Origin of the sequence: Flavobacterium album (genome assembly GCF_003096035.1) — a bacterium.
Taxonomy (GTDB): domain Bacteria; phylum Bacteroidota; class Bacteroidia; order Flavobacteriales; family Flavobacteriaceae; genus Flavobacterium; species Flavobacterium album.
In genome coordinates this window covers 2745997-2765524 of sequence record NZ_CP029186.1, presented here as the reverse complement: position 1 = coordinate 2765524, position 19528 = coordinate 2745997, and the positions used below count along the sequence as shown (strand labels likewise).

Here is a 19528-nt window from a genome sequence, read left to right as displayed (position 1 = left end):
AGCAATAAAAGCAAATGATGCTAACGGCAAAATGTTTACCTTTATCCTGTTATGAGCAGCGAAATTTACACTTTGCCGGAAGACTTCAACATTGGTTCTGCCGACACGATGATCTATTTTTATACCAATGACAGGCCTTCTGTAAAGAACAAGGTAGTATTTACCAAAAACATGCTTTGCCTGCTGCAGCATGGCGAAAAGGAAGTGCACAATGCTGCGGGAAAGGAGATTATTACCAATAACGAGGTACTGCTGCTCACGGCCGGAAGCACCTTAATGACCGAACGTACTCCGATAGGCAAATATGAAGCTATACTTATCTTCTTTGGCAACCAGACTCTAACCGATTTCTGCGTAAAGAACAAAGTTGCCATTACTGAAAAGGCGCCTTCTGCTTCCATCTTTAAATTTTCACAGGATGCATTCCTGAAAAACTTTTGCCGGTCATTGCAGCTTTTAAAAGAACAGGGGAACAACAGTATGTACGCTTTTAAGGTGCAGGAAATTTTGGGATATATCAGCACCTCTTTCCCCAACGTTTTTAATCATTTCGTTGCCCGGGCACTTTCGGTTAACCACGGCGTTAAGATTAAACAGATAGTTGAAATGAACCTGCATAAAGGGCTAACTATAGAAGAGCTTGCATTTTTGTGCAATATGAGCGTCTCAACATTCAAACGGCATTTTTTTTCTCTTTATAATATGCCTCCTCAAAAGTATTTTTTACAGCAGAAAATGGTACACGCAAAAGTACTTCTTTCGTTGGGAAAGCGCCCTTCCGAAATCTACACTGAGCTCGGTTATGAAAACCTTTCGGCATTCAGCAATGAATTTAAAAAGCATTTCGGCATATCGCCAAAGCAGTTCCAGTCTGAAAATGGACGGGAAGCAAAAGTTTTTGAGCTGCCTGAGCAACAATTGCTTGAGGACATTCCCGCAACTTTGTAAAAAATAATCATCATGGAAGGGTACTTAGAAAGCACGATCAAACAATTTGAATACTACAAATTACTGGGCGATAAAACATTTGCGCAACTGCCGGACGAAAAGCTGTTCTGGCAGTATAATGAAGACAGCAACAGCATCGCCACTATAGTGAAGCACCTGTGGGGCAACATGTTGAGCCGCTGGACTGACTTTCTGACCACAGATGGCGAAAAAGAATGGCGTGATCGCGACGGCGAATTTGAAAACAGCATTGCCACAAAAGAAGAAATGCTGCAAAAATGGGATTCAGGCTGGAAGGTATTTCTCGATACATTGAAGTCCCTTAAAGACGAAGACCTTTCAAAAATAATATACATACGCAATCAGGGGCATACGGTTATGGAAGCTATCAACAGGCAGCTTGCGCATTATCCTTACCACATAGGGCAGATTGTTTTTATAGGGAAAATGGCCGCAGGCAAATGGGAATGGCTCTCCATACCAAAAGGCAATTCAAAAGAATTCAATTCGCAGAAGTTTTCGCAGCCTAAGCATAAACAACATTTTACGGATGAATACCTGAACGATGAAAATAAGTAACTGCCTATGATAATGAATAAACTGTCACGACCCATCATCCTGCATGGCGAAAAGGTTAGCCTGTTGCCGCTTGAAAAATCTCATTTTGAAAACCTTATAGCTTTGGCAAAGGAAAAAAGCATCTGGCAGCACTACACCATTGACGGCAGCGACCCGGAAGTATTGGGGCAAAGCCTTAACAGCTCCCTTACCGACACGCTGCAATATCCTTTCGTGATCATGCTTCGTGAAACCGGCACTGTGATAGGCAGTACACGCTTTCTCGACATACAACCTGACCATAATAAGCTGGAGATCGGCTGGACGTGGCTGCACCCTGATTATTGGCATACCAAGATCAATACCGAATGCAAGTTGATGCTGCTCACTTTTTGCTTTGAAGAATTAATGGTTTCGAGGGTCCAGCTAAAAACGGATGAGAATAATATCCGTTCGCGAAAGGCCATCCTTAAGATTGGTGCCCAATTTGAAGGTCTCCTGAGGAATGATATGATCAGGCATAACGGGACAAAAAGAAACTCTGCTTATTTCAGCATCATTGATACCGAATGGCATGAGGTAAAAGAAAAGCTTATTGCTTTGTTATCGTAACTATACCCGTCCCTTCAATGCGCTGAATACCCATGCAATGGCAAAGAAGCCTATGCCCACTGCGCTAAAGCCCCATCCCGCAACATCGGCGTAACGGTATACACCCAGGCCTATAAGCAGCAATCCCATTAATATCATTATAAAGGTGGCCCACCCAAGGATGGTATTTTTATTCATTCCCATAGTTATCTTTTCATTTAAGCCTGCAAATATCGGGAATATATCTCTAATTAAAAATCTTCACCAGCATCTCTTTCAGCAAATCTGCCTGAGGTATATTACCGGCGCCGACTCCTTTGCTCTTAACATCCACATCGCGCAGGGTCGCCACAATGCCGCTCACTTTTTTCATGGGATAGTTGCGTAAGGCAATATCGTAATCTTTAACGAAGTATGGGTTTATCCTCAACAATTTTGCCACGTTTGATGGGTTCTTATCCTTGAGGCCGTGGTATTGCAGTAGTTGGGAAAAGAACCCGAATACCAGCCCGACCGTCATTACCAGCGGATTATCTTTAGGGTTCTGCGAAAAATACTCGGCTATTTTGTAAGCCTTCAGCTGGTCACGCTCCCCTATGGCCTTGCGGAATTCGAATACATTATAATCTTTGCTGATGCCTATATTATCTTCGATCACCTGTGGCGTAACGGTACTGCCGGGGGGCAGGATAATCATCAACTTGTCCAGCTCATTGCTTATTTTACTCAGGTCGTTGCCCAAAAACTCAACAAGCATGGCGGCGGCTTTGGGTTCGATGCCGTAATTTTTCCCTGAAAGCAGCCGCTTGATCCAGTCACCCACTTGGTTGTCATACATTTTTTTACTCTCGTAAACCACACCTGCTTTCTCAAGCATTTTGGTCACCTTCTTGCGTTTGTCGAGGGTTTTGTATTTATAAGCAAAAACCAAAACCGTGGTAGACTGCGGGTTTTCGGCATAACTTTCGAGTTTTTCTATGTTGCGGGATAGCTCCTGTGCTTCCTTAACGATAACCACCTGCCTGTCGGCCATCATCGGGTAGCGCTTGGCATTCGATATAACATCTTCGATACTTACATCTTTCCCGTAAAGCACCATCTGGTTAAAGCCTTTTTCTTCTTCGGTAAGGATATTGTTCTCGATATATTCGGTGAGCCTGTCAATATAATAGGGCTCCTCCCCCATTAAAAAATAAATGGGCTTTATATTGCCCTGCTTTATATCGTTAACAATCTTTACTACTTCGTCCATGTGGCTTTTTAAAACAATTATTGATGGTGTAGCCAAAAACCATAAATTTGCGTGATGCAAAAACTGAATTTTCCCGACTATACTTTCCGATTCAAAAATAGTGAAAATAAGGTCGCTATTTTTGACGAGATCCGTAAAAAATTTATTGTCCTTACTCCCGAGGAATGGGTGCGGCAACATGTGGTACGTTTTCTGCTGGAGCAAAAAAAATACCCTAAATCGCTTATCAATGTAGAAAAGATCATCAGGATAAACGGTTTAACCAAACGATACGATGCTGTTGTTTTCCAGCCTGATGGGAAGATATTCTTACTCGTAGAATGCAAGGCTCCCGGCGTGCCGATATCGCAAAGCACCTTCGACCAGATAGCGCGCTATAATATGACCGTAAACGCCATGCACATGATGGTTACGAACGGGCTAAATCATTATTTTTGCCAAATGGACCATGAGCAGGAAAAATATATTTTTCTACCAGGCCTGCCTGAATATACCCCGAATCTATGAAAAGCATCGCGATTGTAATATTGAACTGGAATGGCAAAGGCCTGCTGGAACAGTTCCTTCCATCGGTAATGGCACATTCTGAAGGAGCAGCGATTTATGTAGCCGACAATGCCTCTACAGACGATTCGGTTGCTTTTGTAAAAGCGAACTATCCGGCGATACAAATTATAGAGAACAAAGGTAACTTTGGCTACGCAAAAGGTTATAACGACGCGCTTCAGGTTGTTGAGGAAGAAATTTATGCGCTCGTCAATTCGGATGTAGAAGTAACTGAGGGCTGGCTGGAACCTGTGATAGAGCTTTTCGAAAAAGACACTGAGACGGCGATCATACAGCCTAAAATACTCGACTACAAGAACAAAACACACTTTGAATATGCAGGCGCTGCCGGTGGGTTCATCGACAAATACGGCTATCCTTTTTGCAGGGGCAGGATTTTTGACACCATAGAAAAAGACAATGGCCAGTATGATGATACTACAGAAATTTTCTGGGCTTCGGGCGCATGTTTCTTTATAAGAAAAGATGTTTATCGGGAATTGGGCGGGTTCGATGAAGACTTTTTTGCGCACCAGGAAGAAATCGACCTTTGCTGGCGGGCTTTCAACCTTAATTACAAAGCAACGTTCTGCTATAAGTCGGTAATTTATCACGTGGGCGGGGCAACCCTAAGCACCGGCAATCCGCGTAAAACACACCTAAATTTTAGGAATTCCCTATGGATGATGGTTAAGAACCTTCCTGCAGGTAAGCTGTTTCCCGTACTGGTTATGCGAATGGTGCTGGACGGCATAGCCGGAATACGGTTTTTATTTAGCGGACAGCTGTCACATTTTTGGGCGATCCTGATGGCACATTACTATCTTTATGTAAAATTTTTTCACTTTCTAAACAAAAGGAAATCAAATAAGTACAAAAATTACTACAAGACAAAAAGTATCATTTGGACTTATTTCGTGAAAGGCGGTAAGGTGTTTGATAAAAATTTTAACAATAGTTTATAGACAAATGCGTTATTATTTTGTCGCGTAATTCTTAATTTTGTTAAAATTTAAAAACACGAATGTATGAAAAGAGCCATTGTATTACTCACATTATCAGCTATGACGCTGACTTCGTGCGGGGCAAAGAAAAAAATTGCCGAGCTTGAAGCCAAGAACAAGGAATGCCAGGACATGTTGAATTCAGCTACTGTGAAGCTAAATACCTGTCTTGCAGAGAAAGACGTTATGGCTGCCCGTATCGAGGACCTTAAGTCAAGTAACAACCAACTGATCACAACTAAGGACCAGATAACTACGTTATCGTCTAAAGGCGCTGAGAACCTTGAAAAGACGTTGGAAAGCCTCAAAGAAAAAGACCTTAAGATCACACGCCTGCAGGATGCGCTTACCCGCAAAGATTCAGTTACTATTGCGCTTGTAACAAGCATAAAAAGGGCTGTTGGCGTAAACGACCCGGATATCCAGGTAAATGTTGAGAAAGGCGTGGTATATATATCTATTGCTGATAAACTGCTTTTCAAAAGCGGAAGCTACCAGGTGAGCGACCGTGCTAAGGAAATCTTAGGCAAAGTTGCAGCGATCGTAAAAGACAAATCTGAATTTGAATGCATGGTAGAAGGCCACACGGATAATGTGCCTATCAAAAACCCTGTGCTTCAGGACAACTGGGATTTGAGTGTTAAGCGTGCTACTTCTATCGTGAGGATACTGCAAAATGACTTTGGCATCGACCCTAAACGCCTTGTGGCTGCAGGACGTGGCGAATATGTGCCGCTTACAGGCAACGACACTGCTGAAGGAAGAGCTACAAACAGGAGGACAAGGATACTTGTATTGCCTAAAATTGACCAGTTCTACGATATGATCGAAAAAGAAATGAAAGGCCAGGGAGGTAAATAATGAGCCCGTCAGGATACTAAAAATCCGGTTGTTTATACAACCGGATTTTTTTTATGCTTTCATGTCATGTCCAAATTCAGATCGTGTCGGTTACATCTTGTTTTTGTAAACCATTGTCATTGTAAATATCCTGCTGAAATAAAGGCTGAGGCATTCCAGATCGGTTTTTGACTGTGTATCCTGTTTCAGGTTTCCTTTTTCAAGAAAATATTTTTCGGCAGCGGTAGTGTTCTTACTTTTGGCATGCGAGTAGACAATGTTGGAAACAGTCACCCTGTATTTGCCTTCGCCGGGCTCAATCTCAAAATCAAAGCTGAATTCATTCTCCATAAAAGGTGATGTATTCGGGCATGTATTTTTAATGAGTGTTCCTTTTCCTTTATAAACAGAATTATTTGAAGAAGTGACAGTAAGCCTTGGATGCTTTGATATCAGTTCGGGAATATTGGCCTGGTCACTTATCACTACATTTTCCCATACCAGGTTTTTTTTTCGCGCAATGAAATTGGTCGCCTGTGACCAGCAGGTTGTCGAAAACAATAAAAGTAGAATGATTTTTCTCATGTAAATCAGTATTTTACACTAAAAGTATAAACGCTTCAAATATATGTATAATTTTATTTCGCACTGCATTACACCTCTTATATTTAAACACATTTTCTGTAGGATTTTTACTGATTTTACAGGCATTGCTCCGTTTAATGATTCCTTTATAAGCCTTTGGTAAAACTACGTACTTAATGAAACAGGTAATTTCTACCTTTTACAAAAGATCATATGTAATTACTTTTGTCTTACATATAAGCAATATCTACTAAAATTTAAGAAAACTTTTTTTATAAAATATACTTACAGCACTATTATAAGAAAATATATATTTATTATTTAATTTTTTAATTAAAAAAATATTACTTTAGTAAAAATTTCAAGGTAACAAATCTTTAATATTAATTTAAAAAAAATCTATTTTTATTTTTTGAACTTGCAGTGCGTTTAACAGGAAAAAAGCAATCCCCATGAACTTGACTAACCTAAAAAACAGATTGAAGCATTTTATACATGCAAGTATAAGAAGCTACAGGCACCGACGGCTGAAGAAGTATTTCACTTCCTGACTTAAGAACGAGAATCCTTCCATTTATTCTTCTAAGGTAAGCGGCAGGATTTTTTCTTTCCATGCCTCCAGCTTTTTGGCAAATGACATAGAAGCATTCGCCCCGCTCGGTGATGGCAGGACGGCATAATCAATACCACCTTTTCTGCCCACATATTTATCATAATAGGCTGCAGCATTCTTACTCGAAAAAAGTACATTCTTTATATTGGGATATTCCTTGTAGAAAGTAGCAAAATCGTTTGGCACTTCATTCCTTATCCGGCTGTCCAGGCTTCCTTCCCTTTCACAATATCCCAGTACATCCCAAACCGCTATATGGTGCGTTTTAAGCAGCTTTTGTTTCTCGTTGTAATCATGGGTAAACTCTGTATTGAAAATTGTAAACAGCAATTTCCAGAATTGGTTGCCCTTATTCCCGTAATATTCCTGCAATTCAAGCGACTTTTCGCCCGGCATGGTACCGAGGATCACTATTTGAGAATTTATATCTGCAATTGGCGGAAAAGCTTTTTTCATCAGGATATAAATTTAATTCACTAAAGTATAATTAATAAAATGTTTTTTAAGTATTCTGTAACACAGTGAGTTAAAACACTGTTAGCGTAATTTATTTTATGAGTTCGTTAGGAAAGCAACTGTAATGCATTCTATAATTTTGACATAATAGCCTGTAACAAATTAAGGATAATTAATCAAATTAAGAATAAACATTATGAAAACAGCAACAAAATCTACTGCTAAAACAACAGCAACAAAAAGTACGGGTTCCAAATCAACTGCCTCTAAAAGCAGCGCAAAAACAGGAACCAAAGCACCTTCAACCAACTCAAGGGGTCAGATAAAACCAAAGAGGACTGCAGCCGAAGGCCTTCGCGAGCTATACATCGACTCGCTTAAAGACATTTACTGGGCAGAAAAAGCGTTGACAAAAGCACTGCCAAAAATGGCTAAAAATGCTGAAAACCCTAACCTGATAGCGGCGCTTGAAGACCACCTTAACGTGACGGAAGAGCAGGTAGCACGCCTTGAAAAAGTATTTGAGCTTGCCGGTAAAAAAGCAGTAGCAAAAAAATGCGAAGCAATGGACGGACTTATCAAAGAAGGCCAGGACATTATGGAAAGCACTGAGCCGGGCCCGGTGCGTGATGCCGGCATCATTGCCGCCTCGCAAAAGATCGAACATTATGAAATCGCTACTTACGGGACTATCCGCGCCTTTGCCCAGACATTGGGCGAAGATGAAGCAGTCGCACTTCTTGAGCAGACACTTGCTGAAGAGAAAGAAGCTGACACAACACTTACGGAAGCCGCTTATAACACCATAAACTTTGATGCTGCTGATGCAGATGATAGTATGATGGAGTAATGCAGCAGCATTCTTGAAAGATGGGGTTTGTAATGAACCCCATTTTTTATATAATCAATTTTACAGCACATTATGAAAGAGTTTATAAAAAACAATAGCTTGTCGCTTACCTTTTTTATATTATTTGCGGTTTCGCTGGGCGCACAAGTGGCCTTTGGCATCAAGGAATATAATAACGACCTTATTGACGATGGTGGCACAGCCGTTACCCTGTCGCAGTATTTTACATCAGGACATTTTATCGAATCAACTTTCGAGAACTGGGAAAGCGAATTCCTGCAAATGGCACTGCTCGTGTTGCTTACCATTTTCTTAAAGGAAAAAGGTTCATCAGAATCAAAAAGTTTCGATAAAGATGAAGAGGTAGACCGCGAGCCCGACCCAAACCGGAAAGACGCGCCATGGCCGGTGAAAAAAGGCGGGTTTATACTCAAGCTATACAAGCACTCACTCACCATTGCGCTTTTCATTTTATTCCTGTTGTCGTTTGTAGCACATTTTTACGGCAGCCTTAAAGACCAGAACGTACAAAACCAGCTTAAAGGCAAAGCATTGGAAACTGCAGGCGATTATATTGCCGATTCCCGCTTTTGGTTCGAATCCTTCCAGAACTGGCAAAGCGAATTCCTCTCGGTATTTGCCATTATCGTGCTTTCCATTTATTTAAGGCAGCAGGGATCTTCCCAATCCAAGCCTGTAGATGCGCCACATTACGAAACCGGGGAATAGCTAATAAAAAAGGCAGCAACCTTATCAGGTTGCCGCCTTTTATGATGCTTGTATTTTAAGCTTTACAGCCTGAAGGTTCCGCCGAAAGAAATCATCTTTTGGAAATAAGTGAAATGCTGCGAGGCCCTGTCGGCACCCTGGTAGGTAGTACGGATATCCGGCATATCGATATAACCGGTCTTAAATTCCCCCACAATAAAAAAGTGCTTAAGAAAAGTGATGTTTATACCTGCTTCGGCCATGATGCCAAAACCTGAAATGTGAAAATCATCATGCCTTCTTTTCTCAAGAACCTTTGCATTTGTCTTGGGATATAAAAAGCCTCCATATACACCTTCAACGAGGTTCAGCTGCACGATGTCGGTATTTGTAATTCCGAAATATTTAGAAAAATCATCTATACGCGATACGCCTGCGTTAACGAAGTTAAGCCCGTCGGTATGTTCGAACGTAAGGAAATCCTCAGTAAGCACCACCGGCACATTATTGTAGGTCCCATTGAAAACCGACCCTGCCTCATCCTGCGGAAGGTCTATATACCCGTTCATTTTCACCGAATTATTTTGTGTCATCACATATTTCATATGGTCCAGCCCAATGCCAATACTGTAGTGGTCGGAAATGTAATAACCAATACGCGCATTGGTTTGGGGAATGGTCATACGGCACGGATTAACGTAATCTACACTCCACCCTTTTGGCTTGTCGTGCGCTTCTACATCATACAGCGTGAAATTATAGCCGTTTCCGGTAAAATTTATATCCGATTTAGAATAGCTTTCACGATTTCCTCCCCAGTAAACGAAGAACTTTCCTTTGTTGTGTGAGGTATATCTTTCCTGAGTTTCGGTCAATACTTCCTGTGCAAAAACATTAGTTGTAAGAATATAAAAAAGCAATAATGCTTTTAAGAAATGAAGTTTCATTATTATGCAATAAAAATGGTGAATTATGTAATATGAATTCCAGATACTTATATGGAGTTGCAAATCTCGGTATTAAAAATTGCATTAACAAAAATTTAAGGCTAATAAACTTACAGCTACGTACCTCGATTTTCGAAAATGATGTGAAAGTAGTATTAAAAACCTTTGATGTTCTGATGGTTGTAGCTAACTTAGGATACGCTAACCTTTAGGTTACTATACCTCTTTAAACAAAATACAACATTATGAAAGCATTATGGAAAGGCAGCATCAGCTTCGGGCTTGTGCATATACCCATTAAATTATACAGCGGTACACAGACGCACCGCATCGCCCTGGATATGGTACGCGAAAAAGACAAGTGCGCTATACAATATGTGCGTGTCTGTAAAAAAGACGGTAAAGAGGTGCCGTGGGAGGATATTGCCAAGGGTTACCGTAAGGAGAATGGGGACTATGTTATCATCGATAAAGATGATTTCGCTAAAGTGATGCCCGAAAAAACGCAATCGCTGGATATATTTGAATTCATCAATGAAGATGAGATACCTTCCAAATATCTTGAAAAGCCATATATAACCGAGCCTGCCAAAGAAGCTAAGAAAGTATATGCCTTATTGCGCGAAGCCCTGAGGAAGTCGGGCAAAGTTGGCCTTTGCAAATTTGTGATGCGAACCACCGAGCACCTGGGCATCCTGAAAGTTGAGGATGATGCCATATTACTGATACAAATACGGTTCCAGGATGAATTACGCGACCCTGACGAAGCCGGCATGATACCAAAAGACATTACGATATCCAAGAAGGAACTGGACATGGCCATGAGCATCATCGACCAGCTTACAGACAAATTTGAGCCGGAAAAATACAAGGACACCTACAAAGCGGAACTCATAAAAATGATTAAGAAAAAAGCAGCTGCAAAACCCGGTGCGAAAGAACCTGCTCCTACAAAACGCAGGAAAACGCCTGCAGCCAAAGACGACCTGCTTGACCAGCTTAAAGCAAGCCTTGCCGCAATTAAAAATTAATCCCTATGAAGAAGCTATCTGAATATAACCGCAAACGTGATTTCGACAAGACAAAGGAACCTGAAGGTAAAGTAAAAAAGTCGGGAAAGGAACTGCATTTTGTTGTACAGAAACATGATGCTTCGCGGCTTCACTATGACTGGAGGCTCGAGATCAATGGCGTGCTGGTAAGCTGGGCGGTACCAAAAGGGCCTATTGCGGATACTTCGGTAAAGCGGCTTGCCATGCATGTGGAAGACCACCCCATGGACTATATTGATTTTGAAGGTACGATACCCAAAGGGCAATATGGCGGCGGTACCGTGATGGTATGGGATACGGGGACTTATCTGGCAGAAGGTTCAGATGACGTGGCGGAGAGTGAGAAGATGCTCAGGAAGATGCATAAGGATGGTAATATTAAAGTCGTTATGCATGGCAAAAAGCTGAAAGGCTCCTATCACTTAGTCCGTATGAGCGGGAAAGAGGACGAATGGCTGCTGCTAAAAGGCAAGGATGAATATGCAGATAAAAGGGAATTCGACCAGCATTCGGTACTTACAGGGCGAACGCTGGAGGAAATTGAAAACGACAACAAATCGGAAGTATGGCAAAGCAACAGGGAAGAAAAAAAGAGCTTCCACGGCGATGTAGATCATATCCTCGATGAAGAACCTGAGAAGAGTTCTCAGTCTCAGTCGAAATCAAAGTCAAAGCCGACAGCAAAAAAGAAAACTAAAGCTACTGAAAAAACTGAGACTTTGACTTCGACTAAAAACTCCCCCACTTTCACAGCCGAAGATGTGGCCGCTGCCAAAGTCCGCAAGACCTTCCCTAAGGAATGGAAACCACAGCTGGCAACACTGGCCGATGCCATTTTTGATAGTGACGAATGGGTATTCGAAAACAAATATGACGGCTATAGGGCCCTGATTCAAATACACAAAGGGAAGGTTGAATTAGTATCCCGTAATAGCTTGTCATTCAATTCAAAATACAAGGAACTGGTTGAAGCCTTTAGTATTATAAAAGACGATATGATCCTGGATGGCGAGATCGTTGTGGAAGATGAAAAAGGGCTGAGCCATTTCCAATGGCTGCAGTATTTTGCCGAGAACCCTAATCGCGGGAAGTTGAAATGCTATGTGTTCGACATTTTGTATTTTAACGGTTACGACCTTACTTCACTGGAATTGCTGCAACGCAAGCGTATACTGGAAGCTGTGCTTCCGCAAACGGACGAGATCATTTATTCCGGACACATTGCAGGCGAAGGCACAAAAGCCATGAAAGAAGCTGAAGCAAAGGGCACGGAAGGGCTTATCGCAAAAAAGATAACCTCCCATTACCATGTGAACAAGCGCAGCAAGGAATGGCTGAAAATAAAAGTCACCAAAGAACAAGAGATGGTGATAGGCGGTTTTACGGAACCAAAGGGTTCCCGCAGTGGGTTCGGTTCCCTCCTGCTGGGTTATTATGAAGGCAACGACCTGATTTATACCGGTAAGGTAGGAACAGGATTTAACGAAGACTCGTTAAAGGATATGTATGAAAAACTGACGGCTTTGGTACAGAAAACATCGCCTTTTAAAGTAAAACCGAGAGAGCCAAAAGTACACTGGATAAAGCCGGAACTCGTTGCCCAGATAAAATACTCGGAGTGGACAGAGACCAACAGCCTGCGCCATCCTGTATTTATCGCGCTACGTACCGATAAAAAACCAAAAGACGTGAAAAAAGAAATTGCGACACCTACCGATAAAGTAGTTCCTGAAGAGAAAGGAAAAAAAGAAGTTAAAAAGACGAAGGCTATCGAAAAAGCTGAAGAAAGCACAATAACAAAAACTTCGGCGAAAGCTAAAGAAAAGCCTGCTGATGAAACTAAAACCGGAACACCAAAAGCTAAAACAGTCACAAAAAAAAAATCCAAAACAGGTAAGCCCGGATGGGACACCGAAAAAGTCGAGGTAACCCATCCTGAGAAAGTATTTTGGCCGAAGGAAGGTTATACCAAGGGCGATGTGATCAATTACTATGATGAAATGGCGAAGTGGATATTACCGTACATCAAAGACAGGCCGCAGTCAATGCGCAGGACACCAAATGGGATTGACCATGAGGGATTCTTTCAAAAGAATGTAGCCGGCTCCGCACCGGACTGGGCTCAAACGGAGAAGATCCATTCTGATTCTACCGATGAGGATATTGAATACCTTATCTGCAATGATAAAGAGACGCTGATTTACATGGCCAATTTGGGCTGCATTGAAATCAACCCATGGAGCAGCCGCTTAGGTTCGCTGGATAATCCTGACTATATTATCTTCGACCTGGATCCCAATGAAACCACCATGGAAAACCTTGTTACTACGGCAAAAAAGGTGAAAGAGATACTGGATACGCTTGGCATTAAAGGCTACCTTAAAACCTCGGGTGGCAAAGGGCTTCATATTTTTATCCCCATCAAGCCTAAATATACTTACGAGCAAAGCCGTGATTTTTCGCATATTATCAGCCAGGCAGTAAATAATGCACTGCCGAAAATAACCAGCCTGGAACGTATGCCTAAAAAACGCATTGGCAAGGTGTACCTCGACTTCCTTCAAAACGGGAAAGGTAAAACCATGTCCTGCGCCTATTCCCTCCGACCGCGAGATGGCGCTACAGCAAGCACACCATTAGAATGGGAAGAACTGGATGAAAAGAATTTTACGGTAAAGAATTACAACATCAAGACACTGCCGGAACGGGTAAAAGAAAAAGGCGACTTATGGGAAGACTTTTTTGATAATGCTGTAGATCTGAAGGAGCTGTTGGATAAGTTGGGGTAGTACAGTCATGCGCAAAAAGCTGTCTTAATGTATAGCTTCCTAAGCCGCATGGTAAAAATTTCTCTAAAGATGGTTCTTCAAATCCATCATTCCGTGCAGTATCCTTTCTACTACGATTTCTTTTTTAGATATCTGATGGAAAAATATTATATGCTGGCTACATTTGTAACCAAGAATATTCATTGCAAGGACATCATACGATTTACCGAGCTGTGGATTCTCCGCTAAATCGGCACATGAAGCCAATATCAGGTGATAATACTTTTCAGCCTGGCTTTCTGACCATTCTCTGACAGTGTAATCCCAAATTGATGTAAGATCATCGAGCGCCTTTTTAGAAAAATGGAATTTTGCCATTATTCTTTCCGTGCCTTTAAAGATGCTAAAAATGCTTTAGGCTCAAAATCTTCGGCGATGCCGCTATCAATGCCTTCCTGAATGGCTTTCCTTAGGGCGATTACTTTATTTTCTTCGTCTTCCAATAATCTTAAACCCGCACGAACAACTTCACTTGCGTTATTGAATCTTCCGGTGTTTATTGAACTCTCAATGAAATCTTCAAAATGGTTTCCTAATGATATGGATGTGTTTTTACCCATGACAATATCTTTGTTTCAAAAGTACCAAAAAATGGTAACTTCTGCAATATAAAAATGGTTACAGTGCTTAAAACAAAAAGGCCATCCTCTCGGACAGCCTTTAATATATCTAATGGGATAAATTATCCCAATACTTCTTTCACTTTTTTGCCTATTTCAGCAGGAGAATCCACCACGTGGATGCCGTTCTCTCTCATGATGCGTTTTTTCGCTTCAGCAGTATCATCAGCGCCGCCAACGATAGCGCCCGCGTGGCCCATAGTGCGGCCTTTAGGGGCAGTCTCACCGGCAATGAAGCCAATAACAGGCTTGCGGTTACCGTCAGCTTTAACCCATTTAGCAGCGTCAGCCTCAAGCTGGCCACCAATCTCACCAATCATGATGATGGCTTCTGTCTCAGGGTCGTTCATTAAAAGCTCAACAGCTTCTTTTGTCGTTGTCCCGATGATAGGGTCGCCACCGATACCGATAGCTGTCGTGATGCCAAGGCCTTGTTTTACAACCTGGTCAGCAGCTTCATACGTAAGCGTACCTGATTTTGATACGATACCTACTTTACCTTTTTTGAAAACGAAGCCCGGCATGATACCTACCTTAGCTTCTCCCGGAGTGATAACACCCGGACAGTTAGGGCCTATCAGGCGGCAGTCTTTATCCTGTATGTAGTCATAAGCCTTGATCATGTCCGCAACAGGAATACCTTCAGTGATCGTGATGATCACTTTGATGCCTGCTTCGGCAGCTTCCATAATTGCGTCAGCGGCAAAGGCCGGCGGAACGAATATGATGGTAGTATCGGCACCTGCTATCTCTACTGCATCTCTTACAGTGTTGAATACAGGGCGGTCAAGGTGCGTAGTACCGCCTTTGCCCGGCGTTACACCGCCAACTACATTAGTACCATATTCTATCATTTGGGTAGCGTGGAAAGTACCTTCGCTTCCTGTAAATCCCTGAACAATTATCTTGGAATCTTTATTAACCAGAACACTCATGATATATTTTTTAAATTATTTTTAAATCGTGATGCAAAAATAGGGTTTTTATAAAATATAATCGGGAATTCCGGTAAATTTTATAAGGATAATTTTATAGTTTTTGCGTAAAATTAACCCAACTGGCTCATAAGGTAGCCTGTGTGAAGCAAGTCGTCCTTCACTTCCCATATCACCACAAAATGGGCAAGGATCATCTCTTCGTGCGGGTTCTCAAAAGCATTGACATAATGCGTATAGCGTACCGATACCGTGTCGCCTTCGGCTAAGATATGGCTTATTTCCAGCCTTGAGGCACAATACGATTTTTCAAGTTCGGCCACCAGCGTAAGTACATCGTTTTTTTCAAGCTGCAGGTAGCCTTTAGAACTGTGCCATTTCAGCATAAGATCTTCATGCAGGTAACGCTTTACGCCTGCTGCTGTCCTCGAAGCGCCGGACAGGTAGTATTCCGTTACAACTTCTTTTGCGGTCATATTATTTCAGTTTTTCAAATAGTTCCGGTATGCGCTTCACATTGGCCATTTGCCTCATAGTTTCCCTGGCTTCCTGTGCAGGTGTACCCCAGTATACTTTTCCGCCTTCCAGCGATTTGCTGATTCCAGTTTGTGCATGTATAACTGCACCTTTCCCAATGGTTATACCGCTGGTACTGCCTACCTGGCCCCAGATGGTCACTTCGTCTTCTATCACTACACAGCCTGCAATGCCTGTTTGCGCCGCAATAAGGCATTTTTTTGCCAACAACCGTATCATGCCCAAGGTGCACCTGGTTGTCGATCTTGCTGCCATCGCCGATCGTAGTATCACCTGTAACGCCTTTGTCAATGGTACACAAGGCACCAATACCCACATCGTTGCCTATCACTACCCTGCCGCCTGACAACAGCTGATCGTAGCCTTCGGGGCGTTTTTTATAATAAAACGCATCTGCGCCAAGTACAGTGCCCGCATGAATGATACAATTATCGCCAATGATGGTATTGTCATAAATGGCAACGTTCGAATGGATAAGGCAGTTCTTCCCAATCGTTACATTATTGCCAACAAAGGTATTCGGTTGTATCACGGTCCCCTCTCCTATTTCTGCAGATGGCGAAACAGAAGCGGCAGAGGATACGAACGGCCTGAAATGCCTTGTAAGCTTGTTGAAGTCCCTGAACGGATCGTCTGATATGAGCAATGCTTTTCCTTCCGGACAGTCTACTTCCTTATTGATAAGCACGATTGTAGCAGCCGACTGCAATGCTTTGTCGTAGTATTTGGGATGGTCTACGAACACAATATCACCCGGTGTAACAACATGTATTTCGTTCATGCCGTGTACCGGGAAATTATCATCGCCCACATACGTGCTATCTATTATAGCCGCGATATCTTTAAGGGTATGTACTTTTGGAAATTTCATATTTCAAAAAAAGTTATATTTCGGCATGCAGCCGGAGTGAAAAAACGTTTACCGGCCCGCTCCTGTCCCGGTTATAGCCCGGATTTAGCAGCAACTGGTAACCGCATGTAATATACAGATTATTATTTAATTCGGCCGCATAATAAAATTCCGTTGCGCTTTCCGCCGCAAAGGACAGCCTGCCATCACCCAGCATGAAACCGTAACCTCCTGCCGCAAGATAATCTTTGTGCGGCCCGGAAATTCCGGAAAGCACCGTGGCAAGTCCGGCGGTATCGTTATTGCGGCCCCACCAGCTTCCTTTAGCGCTCAGGCCAAGGCTTACGCTGCGGTCTATTTCGGTGAAAGCCCAGGTTTGCGTATGCCCATCATTCCAGCTTGCGCGGAAAAAGGCACCCAGGTTATCGCTGAGCTCCTGTTCGGCGTTGATACCAAAACCGTATTTTTTGTTGCCGTACTGCTGTACTGCCTCTATTACCGGCGATTGCGGGTTAACCGTTATGCTTTCGCGATAATCTCCCATACGGCCGCTGGTTAAAAATCCTAAAACGCGAATAGCGCCTTTTCGTCCGGAAAAATTATAATTCCGGGTATATTCTAATGTAGCTGAATTTGAACGTGATATGTTCCAGTTCATCTTCAGGCCATTGGCTTCCAAAGGCATGAGCGATAAACCGAAACGCAACTCATTTTCCAGCGTTACATATTCAACTACAACACTCGGCACATAGCCACGTGTATTGGCCGGGTAATCCCAAGCGCCATTGCTCATAAGCCCCCAGTTCATGAACTGTGAACGCGGGTCATGGCTATAGCTGTTGTTATCAAAATAATCCGAAAGGCATATCTTACCTGCTGTTACGGCTATGTAATTTGGTTCTATCTTGCCTGCCAGCTGGTTTTGTCCGCTTTCCTGCCAATGGGCAAATTTATAGTCGCCACCAAGGCTGAACACTTGTGTGATGTATAGCCGCGCAAGGTAGATCTTAGGGTTTGCACTGCCTACCCTAAATGTCTCTCCGTTTGTGGCATCGCCTATGCCCAGTACTTTACTAAGTCCTGAACCTCCGGCCATTTCGGGATTAATATATACTGATGCACCCCTCCAGAGCCTTGCTCCCGCAAAAAGTGTAGAAGTGACGGAACTTGCCCGTTCTTCTTCGGTATGGAAACTGTTCTGCCCGGTATAATCTGCCGAAAACCCCGGCTTGTATTGAAAAATAGTGGTTGTTTGCGCATGAAAAGTAAAGTTCTCCGTTTTCTCCGGAGAACTTTCGTTAATACTGTCTTTAACCTGCGCTTTTAAACCAAGTGCTGAGAGACATAATGCAAGGGTAACAAGCCGTTTCACCCGCGCTTACTCTTTTACGCGTTCCATGTACTGGCCGGTTGCGGTATCAATCTTGATCTTGTCGCCTTCATTGATGAAAAGCGGCACGTTTACCGCTGCGCCTGTTTCTACAGTGGCAGGTTTGGTAGCGTTCGTGGCAGTGTTGCCTTTCACGCCCGGTTCTGCATAAGTCACTTCAAGAACAACTGAAGCAGGCATGTCTACCGATAGCGGCGCATCCGTTTCCGTATTCCAGATCACCATTACATTCTCGCCTTCTTTCAAAAGGTCCGGAGCGTCAAGGATGTTCTTGTTAAGGGATATCTGCTCATACGTTTCGGCATGCATGAAATGGTACTGGTCGCCTTCAGGGTAAAGGAACTGGAACTTGTGTGTTTCTACCCTTACATCCTCGATCTTGTGTCCTGCAGAAAAAGTGTTGTCAAGCACTTTACCGTTAGTAAGGCTTTTTAGCTTTGTCCTTACGAAAGCAGGGCCTTTACCCGGTTTCACGTGAAGGAATTCGATTATCTTGTATATATCGTTATTGAACTTGATGCATAAGCCGTTCCTGATATCTGATGTACTTGCCATTTTAAATTTTTTATTGTTTGTTTTCTATTTATTATTGCCTGGTTACCAATATAATTATTTCAACCTAAAATAATTAAAACCCGGTATATCCCTTCATTACGCCGCGAGATGAATTCCTGATGAACAGAATGATCTCGTCGCGCTCCGGGGTTGCCTCCATTTCAGCCTCTATTATACTAAGAGCCTGCGTGGTATTATAATTTTTCTGGTACAATATCCTGTAAATATCCTGTATCTCCCTGATCTTTTCCGGTGTAAAACCCCTGCGCCTCAACCCTACAGAGTTGATGCCCACATACGAAAGCGGCTCTTTTGCAGCCTTGGTATAAGGTGGCACATCTTTACGCACCAGCGATCCGCCTGAAATCATAGCATGGTCGCCAATGCTTATAAACTGGTGCACGGCAGCAAGACCTCCGATAATGGCAAAATTGCCCACCGTTACGTGACCGGCCAAGGCCACACCATTTACAATTATGGCATTATCGCCAATATGGCAGTCGTGTGCAATATGTGCGGTAGCCATCACCAAACAGTTATTGCCCAGCCTTGTCTGGCCGGATGCAATAGTTCCCCTGTTAATGGTAACACACTCACGTATAGTGCAGTTATCTCCTATTATCGCAAGCGATTCTTCACCCCCAAATTTAAGATCCTGCGGCACGGCAGATATTACGGCACCCGGAAATATATTACAGTTTTTACCTATCCTGGCTCCTTCCATAATGGTAACGTTAGACCCTATCCAGGTTCCCTCGCCTATCTCTACATTATTATGGATGGTAGTGAAAGGCTCTATTACCACATTCTTGGCTATCTTGGCGCCCGGATGTACGTATGCTAGCGGTTGGTTCATTTACTTT

General features: G+C 42.7%; 22 protein-coding genes and 1 pseudogene. 10 read left to right on the top strand and 13 right to left on the bottom strand.

All coding sequences use genetic code 11. The features are described from left to right. The first annotated feature begins 51 nt into the window (after positions 1-51). Genes HYN59_RS12430 through HYN59_RS12420 form a run of 3 tightly spaced genes read left to right on the top strand, consistent with a single transcriptional unit; the run spans position 52 to position 2118 of the window. Entirely contained in the window at positions 52-948 is an 897-nt protein-coding gene (locus HYN59_RS12430; protein WP_108778561.1) for a helix-turn-helix domain-containing protein, read from the top strand. 12 nt (positions 949-960) lie between these two features. Beyond that, complete coding sequence (locus HYN59_RS12425; RefSeq protein ID WP_219928775.1) at positions 961-1527, top strand: DUF1572 family protein; 567 nt, start codon at positions 961-963, stop codon at positions 1525-1527. Positions 1528-1533: 6 nt separating this feature from the next. Further along, a complete protein-coding gene (locus HYN59_RS12420) occupies positions 1534-2118 on the top strand; it encodes a GNAT family N-acetyltransferase (RefSeq protein WP_219928774.1) in 585 nt (194 codons plus the stop codon). Here the strand turns inward: HYN59_RS12420 and HYN59_RS12415 are convergent, their stop codons facing one another. Together HYN59_RS12415 and holA are read right to left on the bottom strand one after the other, a co-directional pair. After that, complete coding sequence (locus HYN59_RS12415; protein ID WP_108778559.1) at positions 2119-2301, bottom strand: CAL67264 family membrane protein; 183 nt, start codon at positions 2299-2301, stop codon at positions 2119-2121. Between the two features lie 43 nt (positions 2302-2344). Next, entirely contained in the window at positions 2345-3349 is a 1005-nt protein-coding gene (gene holA, locus HYN59_RS12410; protein ID WP_108778558.1) for a DNA polymerase III subunit delta, read from the bottom strand. A 54-nt stretch (positions 3350-3403) separates the two neighbouring features. On the opposite strand from holA, the gene HYN59_RS12405 reads away from it, so the two are divergent. From HYN59_RS12405 to HYN59_RS12395, 3 genes are all read left to right on the top strand, one after another. Next, entirely contained in the window at positions 3404-3856 is a 453-nt protein-coding gene (locus HYN59_RS12405; RefSeq protein ID WP_108778557.1) for a type I restriction enzyme HsdR N-terminal domain-containing protein, read from the top strand. Beyond that, positions 3853-4860, top strand: a complete 1008-nt coding sequence (locus HYN59_RS12400) for a glycosyltransferase family 2 protein (protein WP_108778556.1) — start codon at positions 3853-3855, stop codon at positions 4858-4860. Before HYN59_RS12405 ends, HYN59_RS12400 begins: the two co-directional genes overlap by 4 nt. Before the next feature lie 63 nt (positions 4861-4923). Then, positions 4924-5760, top strand: a complete 837-nt coding sequence (locus HYN59_RS12395) for an OmpA family protein (protein WP_108778555.1) — start codon at positions 4924-4926, stop codon at positions 5758-5760. A 90-nt stretch (positions 5761-5850) separates the two neighbouring features. Here HYN59_RS12395 and HYN59_RS12390 read toward each other — a convergent pair whose 3' ends face one another. Beyond that, a complete protein-coding gene (locus tag HYN59_RS12390) occupies positions 5851-6324 on the bottom strand; it encodes a hypothetical protein (RefSeq protein WP_146185932.1) in 474 nt (157 codons plus the stop codon). Between the two features lie 574 nt (positions 6325-6898). After that, positions 6899-7393 (bottom strand): DNA-deoxyinosine glycosylase, encoded by a 495-nt coding sequence (locus tag HYN59_RS12385; RefSeq protein WP_108778553.1) that lies wholly within the window; start codon positions 7391-7393, stop codon positions 6899-6901. A 196-nt stretch (positions 7394-7589) separates the two neighbouring features. Between HYN59_RS12385 and HYN59_RS12380 the strand changes: the two genes are divergently transcribed. Beyond that, the gene (locus tag HYN59_RS12380) at positions 7590-8243 is read left to right on the top strand and encodes a YciE/YciF ferroxidase family protein (RefSeq protein WP_108778552.1); all 654 of its coding nucleotides are present in this window, start codon (positions 7590-7592) and stop codon (positions 8241-8243) included. A 72-nt stretch (positions 8244-8315) separates the two neighbouring features. After that, the gene (locus HYN59_RS12375) at positions 8316-8972 is read left to right on the top strand and encodes a DUF6766 family protein (RefSeq protein ID WP_108778551.1); all 657 of its coding nucleotides are present in this window, start codon (positions 8316-8318) and stop codon (positions 8970-8972) included. Positions 8973-9034: 62 nt separating this feature from the next. Here the strand turns inward: HYN59_RS12375 and HYN59_RS12370 are convergent, their stop codons facing one another. Continuing rightward, positions 9035-9898: a hypothetical protein gene (locus HYN59_RS12370; protein WP_108778550.1), complete on the bottom strand. Its 864-nt coding sequence runs from the start codon at positions 9896-9898 to the stop codon at positions 9035-9037. Between the two features lie 245 nt (positions 9899-10143). Here HYN59_RS12370 and ku point away from each other — a divergent pair, with 245 nt between their 5' ends. Both ku and ligD read left to right on the top strand, forming a co-directional pair. Further along, the gene (gene ku / locus HYN59_RS12365) at positions 10144-10929 is read left to right on the top strand and encodes a non-homologous end joining protein Ku (protein ID WP_108778549.1); all 786 of its coding nucleotides are present in this window, start codon (positions 10144-10146) and stop codon (positions 10927-10929) included. 5 nt (positions 10930-10934) lie between these two features. Next, the gene (gene ligD, locus HYN59_RS12360) at positions 10935-13739 is read left to right on the top strand and encodes a DNA ligase D (RefSeq protein ID WP_108778548.1); all 2805 of its coding nucleotides are present in this window, start codon (positions 10935-10937) and stop codon (positions 13737-13739) included. Positions 13740-13802: 63 nt separating this feature from the next. Here ligD and HYN59_RS12355 read toward each other — a convergent pair whose 3' ends face one another. The 8 genes and pseudogenes from HYN59_RS12355 to lpxA all read right to left on the bottom strand — a co-directional run bounded on the left by HYN59_RS12355 (position 13803) and on the right by lpxA (position 19521). Further along, positions 13803-14096: a type II toxin-antitoxin system RelE/ParE family toxin gene (locus HYN59_RS12355; RefSeq protein ID WP_108778547.1), complete on the bottom strand. Its 294-nt coding sequence runs from the start codon at positions 14094-14096 to the stop codon at positions 13803-13805. Continuing rightward, positions 14096-14338 carry a type II toxin-antitoxin system ParD family antitoxin gene (locus HYN59_RS12350; RefSeq protein WP_108778546.1) on the bottom strand — a complete coding sequence of 81 codons (243 nt, stop codon included), beginning with the start codon at positions 14336-14338 and terminating at the stop codon, positions 14096-14098. The genes HYN59_RS12355 and HYN59_RS12350 overlap by 1 nt, the downstream gene beginning before the upstream one ends. A 122-nt stretch (positions 14339-14460) precedes the next feature. Further along, complete coding sequence (sucD, locus tag HYN59_RS12345) at positions 14461-15333, bottom strand: succinate--CoA ligase subunit alpha (RefSeq protein WP_108778545.1); 873 nt, start codon at positions 15331-15333, stop codon at positions 14461-14463. Between the two features lie 113 nt (positions 15334-15446). After that, entirely contained in the window at positions 15447-15809 is a 363-nt protein-coding gene (locus tag HYN59_RS12340) for a nuclear transport factor 2-like protein (protein WP_108778544.1), read from the bottom strand. A gap of 1 nt (position 15810) precedes the next feature. Next, positions 15811-16741, bottom strand: a pseudogene (locus tag HYN59_RS12335) (UDP-3-O-(3-hydroxymyristoyl)glucosamine N-acyltransferase). 13 nt (positions 16742-16754) lie between these two features. Beyond that, the gene (locus HYN59_RS12330) at positions 16755-18092 is read right to left on the bottom strand and encodes a carbohydrate porin (RefSeq protein WP_108778543.1); all 1338 of its coding nucleotides are present in this window, start codon (positions 18090-18092) and stop codon (positions 16755-16757) included. A 6-nt stretch (positions 18093-18098) separates the two neighbouring features. Beyond that, complete coding sequence (gene efp, locus HYN59_RS12325; RefSeq protein WP_108778542.1) at positions 18099-18665, bottom strand: elongation factor P; 567 nt, start codon at positions 18663-18665, stop codon at positions 18099-18101. A gap of 73 nt (positions 18666-18738) precedes the next feature. Continuing rightward, on the bottom strand, positions 18739-19521 hold the full coding sequence (lpxA, locus tag HYN59_RS12320; RefSeq protein WP_108778541.1) for an acyl-ACP--UDP-N-acetylglucosamine O-acyltransferase: 783 nt from the start codon (positions 19519-19521) through the stop codon (positions 18739-18741). Between the last annotated feature and the right edge of the window lie 7 nt (positions 19522-19528).